Below are 15,165 nucleotides of genomic sequence, written 5' to 3'. Positions count from 1 at the left end.
TTATACGCAACAGTTGCGCCGAAGCCATGAAGTACTGACAAAATACTTAAAAAAGGCTTCATCGCTACTGTACAGCGCTTCGGATTCTGTCGCTAAATCCTTCGCTAGGGCTTCGAGATTGGCTCGTACCACGGTGCAGACAGGTTCGACTGTTGTTCGGCCGTTGTTCGAGTCCTGTTCGACAGCGAGTCGAAGCCCAGTCGAAGCCGGGTCGAACAGCACCCGAAGGAGTGTCGAAGCAGTCTCGAACCCGTCCCGAAGCGCTGTCGAAGAACAGTCGAAGGGCACTCGAAGCCTTGTCGAAGCGGAGGGTGCGCGAACGAAGGTTGAACGAGGGATGATACCAGAACGACCTGCTGGAAGAGAGATCGGTTGCTTCGTTGTCGTTCCTCCGACCCGCACGGACATCAACCCCGCAGATGACCTATATGTCGACCGATTGATTTCAAGGGGTTTTCGGGCGCGCTGTAGAGCATTCGGGAGCAAAGTGGAGTCTATGGTCGTCGGTAGTAAAACAATGCGGGAGAGGAGCTTAAAATGGCTTAAACAAAGAACGTATGGCAGAGGGTCGTGGCTCCCGGGAGCTATCAGCCATAAGCTATCCGCTTGTTTAATAATATTTTGTGTTGTGTTTAGTAGTCCCGCCACAAGCGGGGCGGTCGCTCAGACGCAGCCGGGGTCGGTACTCCAAGGTGAGGTACGCTCGGCTGCCGATGGGTCGATCATCGAAGGGGCGACGGTCACGAACGGCAAAAACGCCGTACGTACAGATGCAAAAGGTACATTTAGCATCGCTATAGATAAATCACATGGATCATTATTAATCAAATATATAGGCTATAAATAGCAAAGCGTTTCTTATGATAATACAACTACTTTTTTAAAGATACAGCTGCAGGACGGCAGCAAGGAAATTGAAGAGGTCGAGGTGGTCTCTACGGGTTATCAGAATATACCGAAAGAACGGGCTACAGGAAGTTTTGAAGTTGTGGATAGTGCGCTTTTTCACCGTCGTATGGGCACGAATGTCATCGACCGTTTAGAGAATATGGTGCCAGGTATGCTGTTCGACCGTACACCGGGAGCGCCTGATCCGATATTGATCCGAGGTCGCAGTACCATTTTCGGTGATGCTTCGCCGCTGATCATATTGGACAATTTTCCCTACGAAGGCGATATCAATAGCATCAATCCAAATGATATCGAGTCTGTGACGGTGCTGAAAGATGCGGCGGCAGCTTCAATATGGGGATCAAGGGCAGGTAATGGGGTTATTGTTGTCAGCACCAAAAAGGGAAAAGCGGGAAAACCCAATATCCAGCTCAATAGTAATGTGACGATACGATCCCGTCCTGATCTTTATAATGTTCCAGTGATGTCCAGTAAGGATTTTATTGAAATGGAGGAGCTGATGTTTGGAAGAAATTACTATGATAGTAAGTTGACGAATACTTTTAGTTGGCCGGTGTTAAGCCCTTTGGTAGAGCTGTTGGATAAAGTTCGTTCGGGTGATGTGGATGAAGTGCAGGCACGTGGCCAGATCGATAAATGGAAGACCATGGATTATCGTAGCGATCTGACGGATTACTTTTATCGCACGGGGGTACAACAGCAGCATAGCCTTAATATCAGTGGTCGCTCAGATAGGCAACAGTATTATCTTTCTGCCGGTCTGGATAAGGATAAGCAACATCTGCTGGGCAATTCGAACAGTCGGTTCACATTGCGTGGTCAATATGGTTTTAAGCTTTATGATGGTCTGGAAATAGATGCTACCATGCAGCTGGGACAGCAGCGCAATACCAGTAGCAGTAATCCAGGGGTAAATCTGAACGCAGGTGGCCTGATAGGTATGTATCCCTATGCGGATCTGCTGGACGAGAATGGTAACGCGTTGGTAATACCGCATTCATTTGGTGCTGCAATTAAGAAGTCGATAAGCGATCAGTCCGGTGTGGATTGGAGTAATAGACCCTATGACGACATCCGTTATAGCAGGTACAATACTTACCTTAATGATAATTTATTACAGACTTCGGTGCGCTATAGGCCGTTGGATTGGCTGACAGCCGAATTGCGGTATCAGTTTCAGCAGTCAAGCGATGATCTGAACTATTTAAACGATAAAGAATCCTATTTTGTCCGGCATCGGGTCAATAGCTTTTATCAGCCGACAGGTACCAATAAATTTCCTGTTCCTTCGGCTGGTTACCTAGAGCAACGCATATCCGGTACACGATCGCACCAAGGACGTGCGCAGCTGGCTGTCGATAAAACTTGGAGGCAGCATGACGTACATGGTATATTGGGATGGGAGATCCGTGATGTGCTGACCAAGGGGCTTACTTCTACATTCTATGGGTACGAGCGGGAAGGGAGCCTGACCAACAGTCAGATGAATTTTGGACAGAGCTACAAGAACTCCTATAATACCTCCAGTAGTTTGATTCCTAATGGACAGGGAATTTCAGAAATGCTCGATCGATTTTTGTCTACCTATGCAAATTTGTCTTACAGCTATAAATCGAGGTATACCTTAAGTGCTAGTGTACGTAATGATGCGGCTAATCTGTATGGTGTTGAAACCAATATGAAGGGTACGCCGCTATGGTCGCTAGGCTTAGCTTACCAACTAAGTAAAGAGGATTTTTACAAACTTGAGGCTGTGCCTGTTTTAAAATTAAGAGCTACTTATGGACATAACGGCAACCTCGTCCGCGGGGCAAACGCGATGGTCACTGCGCGTTACAGACAGCTCGGGGCTATACCAGAGATCAGTGCCGATATTGTTGGACTCCCTAACGAACGCCTGCGCTGGGAAAAGGTGAAACAACTAAATCTGGGGCTTGACTTTGGGCTGAAAAATCAGATGCTGAGCGGAACGATAGAATACTACCGCAAGACCGCTGTCGATCTGTTGGGGACCGCACCCCTGGATCCCACATTGGGTGCAAGTTCGTTCTTTGGTAATGTAGCCAATATGAAAGGACAGGGTTGGGATTTAAGTCTATACGCCCGTATAGGTAAAGGAAAGCTGAAATATGGATGCCTAGCCTGATCGGTAGCTACGCCCGGACGGAAATCACGAAATACCTGATGCCTGTTGGTAATGGTAGTGCCTATCTTGCGGAGAGCCGTGTCAATCCTGTGGTGGGCAAGCCGGTATTCGCCGTTTACGGTTACCGCTGGGAAGGACTGGACAGTCAGGGTGATCCGCAGGGCTGGCTGAATGGCCAGATATCCAAAACCTACAGCAGCATTACAGGACAGACCAAACTGGATTCCATGCATTATGCAGGGGCTACGCAGCCGCTGTGGTTTGCAGGATTCCGGCATACATTTAACTATGGGCCTGCGTCACTTTCATTTAACCTGAGTTATCGCGGTGGTCATTATTTTAGAGCATCTTCGATTCAGTACGGCAATATGGTGGAGTGGTGGAAAGGGCATTCCGATTATGCTGCCCGCTGGCAACAGGCAGGTGATGAATCGCGGACGGATGTGCCGGCATTCCGCCCCGAGTTGCCGGCAGGAAGGGATCAGTTTTACATAAACTCAGCTGTGTTATTGGAAAGAGCCGATATGATTCGCCTGGACGATATACAGTTTTCGTACAATCTCGCCCAATCATTGCGACGCAGTTCGGTATTTGCGAACCTAACTGTACATTGTTATGCCCGGCCTACAGGTTTGATTTGGGCAGCGAACAACCGTGATATAGACCCCAACTATAAAGATATCCCCAAACAGACAGGAAGTATCGCATTGGGAATCACCGCACAGTTAAAATAAACCAGACATGAAAATTATATATGTTTTATTGTTTTGCAGCCTTTGGATGGGCTGCAGCAAAGAGAAATTTCTTGACGAGAAGCCAAATCAGGCTTTGGGCGCCTGATCGGCGCCCTTGAGTGAAATAGAAAAGAATTCTAGCTATGGATTATAGCGTATCACATGTCCCGGATTAAGTGGACTTGCTTTCAATTGATAAACACCAGGTGCGATTTCATCACAATCTGATATTGGATAACCTTGCGCACAACAGTAAGAGTGTGTTTCTTCACAACCATCAGGTTTAACTGTTGTGCCATTGTCCAAATCAAACGAATTAGTTTCTTCGCAATTCGTTTGATTTTGACTACTCGCCGGAAACCAAACCATAGTTTGTGTCGTTTCCGCTTTTTTGTTGACTTGCGCTTTTTGGAATGATTGCAATCCAAACGCAAGTGTTAAGGCGATTACGCCTACTAGATAAGTTTTTGAAAGATACTTTTTCATTTGGGGTACCTCACTTTTCTTTAATGGTGCCTACTTGATTAGGGCATCGGCTTTCCCTCACTATTTTATTTGTTTAAGAACTAATCATCTGTACAGCTGGATGACCTTATTTTAACTCTCTGTCCACTATTGGCTGGTCCGTTGTGTAGGGATGATTAGTGCTTGATTTTATTTTTAGATTTGGGCAGTAGTAATAAAGTCCAAAGATGGATAAGGATAATAAGAAGGCATTCAGCCAGAAATGTGCATGCCAGGATAAGCTGCCTATAATCTTTGAGCAGGAGCAGGGTACGTGACCCAGTACCTTTGTCAATCCTAAACCTACATAGACCGTAAATATGAGCAGTAGTATAGCTGAACCCAAAAACCATATTTGCGTGTCTTCGGTAAGAATAATAATATGCCTGTCAGTAATTCTACACCGGGCACAACATAAGTCAGGGGTTTGATACTCCATTTTGGGAGTGGCTGGCGACCGAGATTAACCTCAAATGTCCATAGGTCGGCAAATTTGTCTATAGCCGTATGAAACCATAAGAATAATAATACAAAGGCTATGGCCAGATGTATGTTTTCCTTGCTTAGGATGGATGTCGCTGTCGACTTTTGTATTGGTGCTGTTGTGTTCATAATATTATCTGCTTGTTCTTAAATTAATAGCCCATGTCTAATGATATCTCCCTGATATAGTCTATCGTCGGCGGATACCCCTTTGGAAAGTGTTTATAATTTTTAATGTAGCCACGCACTGTGTTGGGTGGTTCCTGCGCCACTACTTCAGCCAGACTTTCTTCCATTTGTGCGAGATAGCTTTCTTGGCTATAGCTTCCTTTATGGTTATTTACCCAGCCTGCAATCTGACTACTGGCCCAGAGGGATTCTAATTTTTTATGACCGTATCGCCAATCATAGCCCATCATTTCGAATGCCGCAAGTACAATGGCGTACAGTTCGCTGAGGTCTATATGCTTGATGATCTGTTTACGTGCTGTACTGAGCTTGAGCATGCCGTTTATCACTGCATTGGCAAGATCTAGTTCCATAGCAAGGACCTCTTGGTATTCGTGTAGGAGCTTTTTAGCAATGTGATAATCGTAGTCGGGAGCATTGACCTTGATAAAACAGCCCTTCTTAAGGAGTTGCTTTAGGGCATGGTTGACCAGATAGGTAAATTCGGATGCCTCGGCTCTGTATTGACCATTAGCAGCGGTATGTTTTTCAACTTTCTTATAGCCCTTGCAGAGATACGCTGGCGCTAACAATCCGAATCTGGATTCGTAATTCGCAGCTACGATAGCATAGCTATGATATAGTACCTCTCGCTCGTCATCGATAACAGCGAAGGGGAAGTGATAGGGGGTATTAGTCCAGCCTTCTGGTGCTAGATTTTGAATTAGCTGGTCCGCATCAGAAAGATGGCATATGGTACTGGCCACCGATTTTAACACCAAAATCCACTTCTTGTGCTTTTGTTTCCTGATTAAGACCGAATCCCATTGCCGCCAGAAGCATGCCATACGTTAATTGTTTTTTCATTGTTATTGATTTAATATATTTTTCTAATCTGTTTATATATATGATGATCGAACTAAAGTATACCCTTAGCTTTTTTTTTATTTTTATTTCCATCGCTTGTGTGACCACAGCCACCAGCTGGGATCCTGCTGTATGCTCTTTTCCAGTTTTCGGGTATAGGAGGTGGTGATATGCCCGTCGGGGCTATCTGTTGCTCGCAGGCAGATGGGCTGTAGGTTAGCTTTCCATTTGTGGTTACCTATGGCCTGTAGCTCGATGTAGGCCACGTAAGCATCGAGGCGCTTGGCAATACGCTCGGGGCCCATAAACATATAGGAAGGCTGCTGTAAAAAATCAATGGCCAGCCCATTGGCTTGCCCCGGAAACTGATCCGCTATAAACAGTGTAATAGAAGGGTGACCCGTTTGGTCTAGGAGGATTTTGGCCGCCTGCTGGGAGGGAAGTAGGCGTAATCCGTATTGGCCCCGTCTTCTTTGTAGGAAGCGGTCTACCCAGCGGTTTTTTTGAGGTTTGTACAGCGACTGTATGGGGAGTCCTAGCTGTAGTGGCAGTTTGCCCAATATCTCCCAATTGCCATAATGGCCAAGCAGTAGAATGATCTGGCGATCCGCACGATATTGCTGGTGCAGTGTGCGGTACAGATCGGCCGAGAGGATGAGCTCTGGACGGCTAGGGAGTAATAGCTCTACGATCAGACGGCACATATTGCGGTAGAACCGTTGATGTTGCAGCGATAGCTCCTTGTAATCCGACAGTGGAAAGGAGCGGGCGAGATTCTGGGTGACGACTGCGCTACGGTAGCGTAGTATCTTACCGATCAGAAATCCTCCAAAATTATATATCCTGTTCATAAGTGCCTTAGTTTTCGCTAAACTCATGTACCATACGGATCAATAGCGCCAGAAGGTAGGTCACCATACTGAAGAGGAGTACAAGGATCGTGATAAAGAAGAGTAGTAGCATAAGATTCCTTTTTATAGTTTTGACAATTAATAGCAGCTATACCCTTACTTTTATTTTAAAAAAAGTGCAGGAAAATGATCGTAATGGAAGAACGGATAAAAAAAAGTAAAAAATAATAAGGGGGTAAGCGCTATAGACTGTCTTAGCTAGGTAAGTTGTAGTAAATGACTAATTAAATTGAATGTATGTCTTTGCAGAAAGAAACAAAGTTTGAGCAGGTATTCCGGGAGCATTTTAAGGCTTTGCATGGCTATGCCTACAAAATTCTAGAAGACTCGGATGCTGCTGAAGAAGCTGTGCAGCAGGTTTTTTTACGGTTTTGGGAAAGGGACTGGGAGAATACCATCCATACTTCCGTCAAATCGTATCTCTATAAATCGGTTTATTACGAGTGTCTGAATGTCTTGAAAAGAGGCCAGCTGAAGCAACGCTACGAGGCTTATCAACAGCGGAGTGGAGCGTTGGATACGCATATCGACGGTACAGATACCGAGCTAAAGAAACAATTGCATGTCGCACTGGCAAAATTGCCGGAAAAAAGCAGAGCGGTGTTCGAGATGAGCCGCTTTCAGGAGCTGAAATACCATGAGATAGCCAAAGCGCTCGAGCTATCGCTGAAGACTGTCGAAGGGCATATGACGAAGGCGCTTCGGCACTTGAGGGTTCATCTGGCGGATTATTTAAATGTTGTTGTCTATTTGTTAATCAATGGGTTATGAATAAGGAAGAATTGATAAGATATATAAGTGGTGATTTGAATGCGGAGCGGCAGATTGTGGTAGAAGCGTGGATCAGGGAGAGCGCCGAAAACGAAAAGGAATATACGGATATGAAAAAGATATGGGAGTGGAGCGGTGCTTCGGATCAAAGTCCGGAGGTGGACGTGGATCGCGCCTGGGCCGATTTTATAAAGCTCCGGGACGAACAGCCCACTAAGGTGCTCGTATTAACGGAGGAGAAGCGTTCCAGAGGCTGGAGGCCATGGATGGTGGCGGCAGCGATAGTGATGCTATTGATGTCTTCGGTAGGTGTTCTGAAATGGACATTGTCTACTGATCTATCCCTGGATTCGAACGATAGGCTGCAACAGGCAGGACTGCCGGACGGTAGCACGGTGTACCTTAATAAGAAGACGGTATTGGATTATAAAAAAGGCTGGCTGGCCAAAGAGCGTACCGTGGTACTTAGCAAAGGTGAGGCGTTTTTTGATGTGAAACGGGATACGACACAGCCTTTTGTCATCCAGAGTGGAAAAAGCACGATTACGGTGCTGGGTACAAGTTTTCATGTGCGCAGAGCGGATGGCGAGACGGAGGTCATTGTCTCTTCGGGATCGGTACGGGTGGATCATGCCGGCAATAGCGTACGCCTGAAGCCTAATGATAGGGTGCTGATCCAAGATACGGCACGTACGAAAGTGAAGGTGGATACAGTGGAGGATCAGCTCTACAAGTATTACATCCATCAGCAGTTTATTTTTGAGAATACACCACTGAACCGTGTATTTGAGGTACTGGGTAAGGCGTTCGACCAAAAGTTTGTTGTGGTGGATGATAAGACCAAAGTGCTGCGCTATACAGCATCATTCGAGCGGCAGACATTGAACGAGATGCTGGACGTGGTATTGAAAACTTTTGAATTGAAAATTGAGAAAAAAGGTAATGTATATTATATTAAAGGATAACCCGGTTATGTTCCAGTTTATTAAAAGCTTTAAATTGATTGTTTACTTTATAAATAGAGCTAAGTTTTTTGTAGCGTTGTCTATTTTTATTCTGGCACAGACAGATGCATTTTCACAGACAAAACTGGCGCAGGCGGTCAAGATGCCTGCTTATGGAAAGACTTCTGTAGGACAGCTCTTGAAGCGGCTACAGCAGGACAAGGGGCTGTTATTTTCTTACAATAGCCAATTGATTGACTTAGATAGCGTGGTCCAGGCGAATGCGCATAATGGGGTGTTGATCGATTACTTAGAACGCTGTCTCGGTCCACGGTATTCCTTTAAGGAGACGGCTTCGCATATTATTATCAGCCGCTCGGATTGGCGGATGGTGGTCGAGCAGGTGGATATCGATATTAAGCAGCATAATAAAACTATGATCTCGGGATATGTGCGTGATCTGCGTAGCAATAAGCCTTTGTCTTTTGCGAGTGTATATGATAAAGGGACTTATCTGAATGCAACGTTGACGAATAAGGATGGATTTTTTGAACTAGACGTCAAAAAGCCGGACAGTAAGGTGATTATCGGGCTTAATAAGGAAAACTATAGGGATACGACATTGATTCTTTTGTTGCCGATCGACGTGTCTAAAGACAGCAAAGCGAAGAAAGTGGGCTATTATGTATTGGTGGATTCGAACCGTAATATCTACAAGACTTTCTTGGGTGCAGCATTCAGTAGTGCATCGCAGCGCATACAAAGTGCTAATCTGGGTGGGTTCTTTATCTATAGCCCGTACCAGATGTCGTTGACGCCGGGATTGAGTACGCACGGTTTCTTTAATTCGCAGATTGTGAACAAGGTGTCTATCAATATATTGGGTGGATATACAGCTGGTGTGGATGGTGTGGAATTTGCCGGGGGCTTCAACCTTAATCAATACAAGGCCAGGGGTGTACAGATGGCCGGAGGGGTGAATGTAGTCGGTGGGGATGTGTCAGGTGTGCAGATCGCTGGAGTCGGCAATGTGGTGTTGCGTAATGTGAAGGGGGTACAGATGGCCGGTGGCTGGAATAAAGTGGATACCGTTCGCGGGCTACAGCTCACTGGAGTGATCAATATAGCGAAAGAGGTGAAGGGCGGACAGCTGGCCGGTGGAGTCAATTATACAAAGGATACCGTACAGTACCAATTGGCCGGGGTAATGAATAGGGCTGGTGTAGTGAAGGGGATACAGATGGCGGGAGGGATTAATATTGCGACGAAGACCGCAGGAAACCAGGTGTCAGGACTGATGAATATAGCTAAGAAAGTCAAAGGTGTACAGCTTGCTACATTAATCAATATTGCAGATAGTAGTGATTACCCTATTGCGCTATTTAACTGGATAAAGAATGGAAGGAGGCAGCTGGGACTAGTTGCCGATGAGAGTGGTTTTATAGGCGTAAACTTTAGATCAGGAGGCCGGGTTATGTACAGTATCTTGGGAATGGGTACCTACCTGGATCATGATGCTTATAAATATGGCGTGGAAGTCGGATTGGGGGCTACTCTGCTGGAGCGCCATAGATTTGCCCTATCGGCCGAACTGACGCAGCGGATGCATATGGACAAGAGTATGGGATGGAAGGATGCTTCGCGCAGTTCGCTGCAGTTAATTCCATCGTTGTTATTGTCTTCACACCTCCGTGCTTATATCGCGCCATCTTTTAATTATTCGCAGGCTGCGGAGGTTGCCGACCAAGATAGGAAACCGCTGTGGAAGCTGTGGAAAGCGGATGCGAAAAATAATACATTCCATGGTGGACTGACAGCTGGTCTGGTCTATCAGTTTTAATGTTAATAAATCCTAATCATTTGGTATTGATTAAATTATATTCGTATATTATCCGTTGAGAAATAAATCCTGTATTAGCAGGTTTATACGAATTAATAAGACTATACGCTGGTAGCTAGTGCTGGCGTATAGTCGTTCAATATCCAATTATATGATAAACTCTCCAGGGCTTCTTTTTAGGGAAGCTATTGAAAAGGAAAAACCTTTGCAGGTGGTCGGCGCTATCAATGCCAACCATGCCCTGTTGGCCCAACAGGCCGGATTTCAAGCTATTTATTTATCGGGAGGTGGCGTTGCTGCCGGTTCATTGGGTATACCCGATCTGGGTATTACCAACTTACAGGATGTTCTTATTGATGTAGACCGCATTACGAATGTATGCGACCTACCGCTTATGGTGGATATTGATACGGGGTTTGGCCCATCGGCATTCAATGTGGCTCGTACGATCAAGTCGCTGATAAAAGCAGGGGCCGCCGCCGTACATATGGAGGATCAGGTCGGAGCCAAGCGCTGTGGGCACCGCCCGGGTAAGGAGCTGGTATCGGCTACCGAAATGTGTGATCGTATCAAAGCGGCTGTAGATGCAAAAACGGATGCTCATTTTGTGATCGGTGCCCGTACCGATGCTATCGCTTCGGAAGGGGTAGACAGGGCGATAGAGCGGGCACTGGCTTATAAGGAGGCTGGAGCTGATTTTATCTTTGCCGAGGCGGTACTCGATCTGGCGGATTATCGGTCTTTCGCATCAGCAACAGGGCTACCGATACTGGCCAATATTACAGAATTCGGGCAGACACCGTTATTTACTGTCGAGCAGTTGCGTGAGTCAGGTGTTTCGATTGTTCTGTATCCGCTATCGGCATTCCGGGCGGCGAATAAAGCGGCAACGCAGGTCTATGAACATATCCGTAAAGATGGAGGACAGCAGGCCGTACTCCAGGATATGCAGACACGCGAAGAGTTGTACCGCAGTATAGACTATTATGCATATGAAAACCGATTAGATAACCTTTTCAAAACTAAATACGATGAACGAGACTAACGAACAAGGATTTAAACCGAAGAAAAGTGTCGCGCTATCGGGCGTGGCTGCAGGAAATACGGCCTTGAGTACCGTGGGGAAGACAGGTAATGATCTGCACTATAGGGGATATGATATCCTGGAGCTCGCGGATGGGGCTACTTTTGAAGAGGTGGCCTACCTGTTGATCTACGGTACGCTGCCCACACAGGCGCAGCTTAATGCCTACCAAACCCAACTACTCAGTCAGCGCGGATTGCCTATTGCGATACAAAAGGTACTAAAGCAGTTGCCTACGACATCGCATCCGATGGATGTATTGCGAACTTATGTTTCGGTATTCGGGAGTCTACAGCCGGAAAAGGATAGTCATCCGCTGGCAGGGGCCCGTGATATCGCTAATCGGTTGATGTCTTCGATGGGATCGGCATTGCTGTACTGGCACCATTTCAGTCAAAACGGACGTGAGATCGCTGTAGAGACCGATGATGCGACATTAGGAGGACATTTTCTGCGCCTGCTACATGGCACAGTGCCACCGGATTCTTGGGTGCGTGCCATGCAGATATCACTCAATCTCTACGCCGAGCACGAGTTTAATGCCTCGACATTCACCGCTCGTGTGATCGCAGGTACGGGGTCGGATATGTATTCTTGTATAGCAGGGGCTATAGGTGCGTTACGAGGGCCTAAGCATGGAGGCGCCAATGAGGTAGCCTATGAAATACAGACCCGATATGCGAATCCGGATGAGGCGGAAGCAGATATACGGCAGCGGCTGGCCAATAAGGAGGTGATCATCGGGTTTGGGCACCCGGTGTATACGATTTCGGATCCACGCAATGAGGTTATCAAACGTGTGGCTCGCGAGTTATCGGAAGAAGCAGGGGATATGAACTTGTACTATATCGCTGAACGATTGGAAAAAGTGATGTGGGAAGAGAAGCGTATGTTCCCTAACTTGGACTGGTACTCGGCGGTATCTTACCACCTGATGGGCATACCTACGGAGATGTTTACACCTTTATTTGTGCTGTCGCGCATTACCGGCTGGTCGGCTCATGTGTTCGAACAACGGCAGGATGGCAAGATTATACGGCCTAGTGCAAATTATGTAGGCCCGGAGAATAGAGCCTTTGTGCCTTTGAATCAACGTTAATTCTTATTTTATATTACTTTAAACTTAAATTTTGAAAATGTTTTCTATACTATCGAATGAAAGACCTCAACCTGATCAGGTGCTAGTGGATATAGCTAATTATGTATTGGATTATAAGATAACAAGTACAGTAGCGAAAAGGACTGCTTTTTACTGCTTCTTGGATACGATAGGCTGCGGTTTTGAAGCTTTGACCTATCCGGCGTGCACCAAGTTGATGGGGCCTGTGGTTGAGGGTACAATTGTACCTCAGGGAGCTAAGGTACCGGGTACCTCCTATCAGTTGGATCCCATACAGGCAGCATTCAACATTGGTGCTATGATTCGTTGGCTAGATTTTAATGATACCTGGCTTGCAGCAGAATGGGGGCATCCGTCTGACAATCTGGGGGGTATTTTAGCTGTTGCTGACTGGATAAGCCGTACCAATGTAGCTAAGGGGCAAAAAGCCCTTACGATGGATGTGGTCCTTGATGCGATGATCATGGCGCATGAGGTGCAAGGAGTTTTGGCCTTGGAGAATGCTTTTAATAAAGTAGGTCTTGATCACGTGATATTGGTAAAGGTAGCCTCTACGGCTGTAGTTGGCCGGCTCTTAGGACTTACGCGAGACGAGTTGATCAATGCCGTGTCTTTAGCTTTTGTTGATGGGCAAGCTTTGCGAACCTACCGACATACGCCGAATACAGGGAGTCGCAAGTCTTGGGCGGCGGGAGATGCTACTTCCAGAGCCGTTCGCTTGGCATTAATTGCGAAAACGGGAGAGATGGGATACCCTTCGGTGTTGTCTGCACCTAAATGGGGATTTTATGACGTCTTGTTTCAGGGTCAAAGTTTTGATTTTCAGAGAGGTTACGGTTCTTATGTGATGGAGAATGTGCTGTTTAAGATTTCTTTCCCGGCAGAGTTTCATGCCCAGACTGCAGTGGAATGTGCGATGCAGCTCTATGAAGCGCTCGGAGCACGAGGACAGACTGCTGAAGATATTGCGCACATCACTATACGTACACATGAAGCGGCTATCCGAATCATCGATAAAAAGGGACCGCTGTATAATCCTGCAGACCGTGATCACTGCCTTCAATACATGGTGGCTATACCGTTGTTATTTGGGCGGCTTACAGCAGAAGACTATGAAGATGCTGTGTCATCAGATCCTCGAATAGATGTATTGCGGGATAAGATAACCTGTATAGAGGACAAAAAGTTTACTGTAGATTATCACAATCCGGAGAAGCGGGCGATATCTAACGCTATTACAGTCGAGCTGAATGATGGGACGATACTTTCTGAAGTGGTGGTCGAATATCCCATAGGGCACCCCCGTCGTAGGGAAGAAGGTATTCCGATTCTGATAGAAAAGTATAAACGGAATTTAGCGCGTATTTTCTCGGAAAAGCAACAGCGGTTAATCTGTGAGGCAACCCTAGATTACGACATGTTTATTGCTAAGGATGTCAATGATTTAGTAGATTTGATGATAAAGTAGCCCTAGGGTTACTTTATCATCATTGATAGAAAGTGTAGTTTTGCGCGGCCTTTTTGCGTAGGGAATCCGGGATTTCCCATTGTTCACCTTTGTCGGCAAATTGCTCACAGTCCTTCACGAACTGTGGTAAACCCACCTGATCGATATGACGGAACACACCTCCTGTGTGGTTTGGGTATCCGATGCCTAGCGTAGCTCCCATATCGCCATCGCTAGGCTTGTCTAAAATACCTTCTTCCAGACAACGGTAGCTATCCAAGGCCATGACATGCAAGAGTCTCTTGGCTATTGTTCCTTCTCCGGCAATAGGGACTGTAGTAGGTAATGTTGAATCTTTCCATATTTTTTTTGACTCCTCATAATTATAAAACCCTTTGCCTGCTTTACGTCCCGATCGGCCTTGAGCAATCAATGTTTCTAAATAACGGTACGCTCGCCGTTGACTGCTACTCAGCGATGGGAGTTGGTCATATACGTGCAGCATCAGTGGAAGGGATATCTCATCCAGTACGGCCAGTGGACTGGCACCGAAGCCAGCTAGTCGGGCCTCTGCTTCGATCAACTCAGCAGGCATACCTTCCAGCAACATGGTGATCGCTTCGAGGAGGTAATTGAAAAAGACCCGAGAGGTGTAAAAGCCCGGGCCATCATTGACAACAATCACCGTTTTACCCAACTTATGGGCTGTTTGTATAGCTTTTTCTACGGTTTGTGGGCTTGTTTTTTCGCCACGGATGATTTCTACAAGCCTCATGCGGTCTACGGGCGAGAAGAAGTGCATACCTATGAAGTTCTTAGGATTGTGACTTGATTTTGCCAGCTCACTGATAAGAAGGGATGTGGTATTAGATGCAAAAAAGGCTTCTGGACAGAGACCGTACTGCGATGCTTCAATAACCGTCTTTTTAAGTTCCATATCTTCGAATACAGCCTCAATGATCATATCCAGGTCGTGGAATTTGTCGTAATCGGTTACCGGTTGGATATTTGCAAGGAGCTGTGCCATTTGCTCGGCCTGCATTTTTCCGAGTTCTATATGCTTTAGGCAGACACGTTCGGAATAGGATTTACCGTGTTGTGCCTGCTCCATAGTTACGTCTTTGAGCAATACCTTAACGCCAGCCTTTGCTGCCTCAAAGGCAATTCCGGCCCCCATCATACCGGCACCAATAATGCCTATACGGGATAAGTTAAATGGAGTGTTCAACATAGT

The 15,165-nt window shown here is 46.3% G+C and carries 15 protein-coding genes; 9 read left to right on the top strand and 6 right to left on the bottom strand.

All coding sequences use genetic code 11. The features are described 5' to 3' along the window. From G7B20_RS16060 to G7B20_RS16050, 3 genes are all read left to right on the top strand, one after another. The coding region (locus G7B20_RS16060) for a carboxypeptidase-like regulatory domain-containing protein (RefSeq protein WP_164112435.1) at window positions 1-847 on the top strand (847 nt) is incomplete at its 5' end. Between the two features lie 81 nt (window positions 848-928). Beyond that, the gene (locus G7B20_RS16055; protein ID WP_164112434.1) at window positions 929-3,058 is read left to right on the top strand and encodes a TonB-dependent receptor plug domain-containing protein; all 2,130 of its coding nucleotides are present in this window, start codon (window positions 929-931) and stop codon (window positions 3,056-3,058) included. Then, window positions 3,046-3,792, top strand: a complete 747-nt coding sequence (locus tag G7B20_RS16050; protein WP_164112433.1) for a hypothetical protein — start codon at window positions 3,046-3,048, stop codon at window positions 3,790-3,792. The genes G7B20_RS16055 and G7B20_RS16050 overlap by 13 nt, the downstream gene beginning before the upstream one ends. Before the next feature lie 141 nt (window positions 3,793-3,933). Here G7B20_RS16050 and G7B20_RS16045 read toward each other — a convergent pair whose 3' ends face one another. From G7B20_RS16045 to G7B20_RS16030, 5 genes are all read right to left on the bottom strand, one after another. Then, window positions 3,934-4,278: a hypothetical protein gene (locus tag G7B20_RS16045; RefSeq protein ID WP_164112432.1), complete on the bottom strand. Its 345-nt coding sequence runs from the start codon at window positions 4,276-4,278 to the stop codon at window positions 3,934-3,936. A gap of 106 nt (window positions 4,279-4,384) precedes the next feature. Further along, window positions 4,385-4,642, bottom strand: coding sequence for a MauE/DoxX family redox-associated membrane protein (locus G7B20_RS19830; protein ID WP_370626377.1), 258 nt, complete (start codon window positions 4,640-4,642; stop codon window positions 4,385-4,387). Beyond that, window positions 4,600-4,908, bottom strand: a complete 309-nt coding sequence (locus G7B20_RS16040) for a MauE/DoxX family redox-associated membrane protein (protein ID WP_164112431.1) — start codon at window positions 4,906-4,908, stop codon at window positions 4,600-4,602. The genes G7B20_RS19830 and G7B20_RS16040 overlap by 43 nt, the downstream gene beginning before the upstream one ends. 23 nt (window positions 4,909-4,931) lie before the next feature. Next, on the bottom strand, window positions 4,932-5,795 hold the full coding sequence (locus tag G7B20_RS16035; protein WP_164112430.1) for a hypothetical protein: 864 nt from the start codon (window positions 5,793-5,795) through the stop codon (window positions 4,932-4,934). A 102-nt stretch (window positions 5,796-5,897) separates the two neighbouring features. Then, on the bottom strand, window positions 5,898-6,665 hold the full coding sequence (locus G7B20_RS16030; RefSeq protein ID WP_164112429.1) for a lysophospholipid acyltransferase family protein: 768 nt from the start codon (window positions 6,663-6,665) through the stop codon (window positions 5,898-5,900). 297 nt (window positions 6,666-6,962) lie between these two features. On the opposite strand from G7B20_RS16030, the gene G7B20_RS16025 reads away from it, so the two are divergent. The 6 genes from G7B20_RS16025 to G7B20_RS16000 all read left to right on the top strand — a co-directional run bounded on the left by G7B20_RS16025 (window position 6,963) and on the right by G7B20_RS16000 (window position 13,952). Next, window positions 6,963-7,496: an RNA polymerase sigma-70 factor gene (locus G7B20_RS16025; protein ID WP_164112428.1), complete on the top strand. Its 534-nt coding sequence runs from the start codon at window positions 6,963-6,965 to the stop codon at window positions 7,494-7,496. Continuing rightward, window positions 7,493-8,461, top strand: a complete 969-nt coding sequence (locus tag G7B20_RS16020) for a FecR family protein (RefSeq protein ID WP_164112427.1) — start codon at window positions 7,493-7,495, stop codon at window positions 8,459-8,461. The genes G7B20_RS16025 and G7B20_RS16020 overlap by 4 nt, the downstream gene beginning before the upstream one ends. Next, window positions 8,439-10,280 carry a carboxypeptidase-like regulatory domain-containing protein gene (locus G7B20_RS16015; RefSeq protein ID WP_164112426.1) on the top strand — a complete coding sequence of 614 codons (1,842 nt, stop codon included), beginning with the start codon at window positions 8,439-8,441 and terminating at the stop codon, window positions 10,278-10,280. The genes G7B20_RS16020 and G7B20_RS16015 overlap by 23 nt, the downstream gene beginning before the upstream one ends. Before the next feature lie 151 nt (window positions 10,281-10,431). After that, complete coding sequence (gene prpB, locus G7B20_RS16010) at window positions 10,432-11,325, top strand: methylisocitrate lyase (RefSeq protein WP_164112425.1); 894 nt, start codon at window positions 10,432-10,434, stop codon at window positions 11,323-11,325. Then, window positions 11,312-12,463, top strand: coding sequence for a 2-methylcitrate synthase (gene prpC, locus G7B20_RS16005; protein ID WP_164112424.1), 1,152 nt, complete (start codon window positions 11,312-11,314; stop codon window positions 12,461-12,463). Before prpB ends, prpC begins: the two co-directional genes overlap by 14 nt. Window positions 12,464-12,500: 37 nt before the next feature. Further along, entirely contained in the window at window positions 12,501-13,952 is a 1,452-nt protein-coding gene (locus G7B20_RS16000; protein ID WP_164112423.1) for a bifunctional 2-methylcitrate dehydratase/aconitate hydratase, read from the top strand. 19 nt (window positions 13,953-13,971) lie between these two features. Here the strand turns inward: G7B20_RS16000 and G7B20_RS15995 are convergent, their stop codons facing one another. Continuing rightward, the gene (locus G7B20_RS15995; RefSeq protein WP_164112422.1) at window positions 13,972-15,162 is read right to left on the bottom strand and encodes a 3-hydroxyacyl-CoA dehydrogenase family protein; all 1,191 of its coding nucleotides are present in this window, start codon (window positions 15,160-15,162) and stop codon (window positions 13,972-13,974) included. Between the last annotated feature and the right edge of the window lie 3 nt (window positions 15,163-15,165).

Origin of the sequence: Sphingobacterium sp. xlx-96, from assembly GCF_011007365.1 — a bacterium.
GTDB lineage: Bacteria > Bacteroidota > Bacteroidia > Sphingobacteriales > Sphingobacteriaceae > Sphingobacterium > Sphingobacterium luzhongxinii.
Note: the sequence above shows the minus strand (reverse complement) of the source record. Positions and strands in the feature narration are given on the sequence as shown.

Coding starts and splice junctions, on each gene's coding strand:
- G7B20_RS16050 (WP_164112433.1), top strand. CDS start 3,046: ATGCCTAGCCTGATCGGTAGCTACGCCCGGACGGAAATCACGAAATAC.
- G7B20_RS16045 (WP_164112432.1), bottom strand. CDS start 4,278: ATGAAAAAGTATCTTTCAAAAACTTATCTAGTAGGCGTAATCGCCTTA.
- G7B20_RS16040 (WP_164112431.1), bottom strand. CDS start 4,908: ATGAACACAACAGCACCAATACAAAAGTCGACAGCGACATCCATCCTA.
- G7B20_RS16035 (WP_164112430.1), bottom strand. CDS start 5,795: ATGGCATGCTTCTGGCGGCAATGGGATTCGGTCTTAATCAGGAAACAA.
- G7B20_RS16030 (WP_164112429.1), bottom strand. CDS start 6,665: ATGAACAGGATATATAATTTTGGAGGATTTCTGATCGGTAAGATACTA.
- G7B20_RS16025 (WP_164112428.1), top strand. CDS start 6,963: ATGTCTTTGCAGAAAGAAACAAAGTTTGAGCAGGTATTCCGGGAGCAT.
- G7B20_RS16020 (WP_164112427.1), top strand. CDS start 7,493: ATGAATAAGGAAGAATTGATAAGATATATAAGTGGTGATTTGAATGCG.
- G7B20_RS16015 (WP_164112426.1), top strand. CDS start 8,439: ATGTATATTATATTAAAGGATAACCCGGTTATGTTCCAGTTTATTAAA.
- prpB (WP_164112425.1), top strand. CDS start 10,432: ATGATAAACTCTCCAGGGCTTCTTTTTAGGGAAGCTATTGAAAAGGAA.
- prpC (WP_164112424.1), top strand. CDS start 11,312: ATGAACGAGACTAACGAACAAGGATTTAAACCGAAGAAAAGTGTCGCG.
- G7B20_RS16000 (WP_164112423.1), top strand. CDS start 12,501: ATGTTTTCTATACTATCGAATGAAAGACCTCAACCTGATCAGGTGCTA.
- G7B20_RS15995 (WP_164112422.1), bottom strand. CDS start 15,162: ATGTTGAACACTCCATTTAACTTATCCCGTATAGGCATTATTGGTGCC.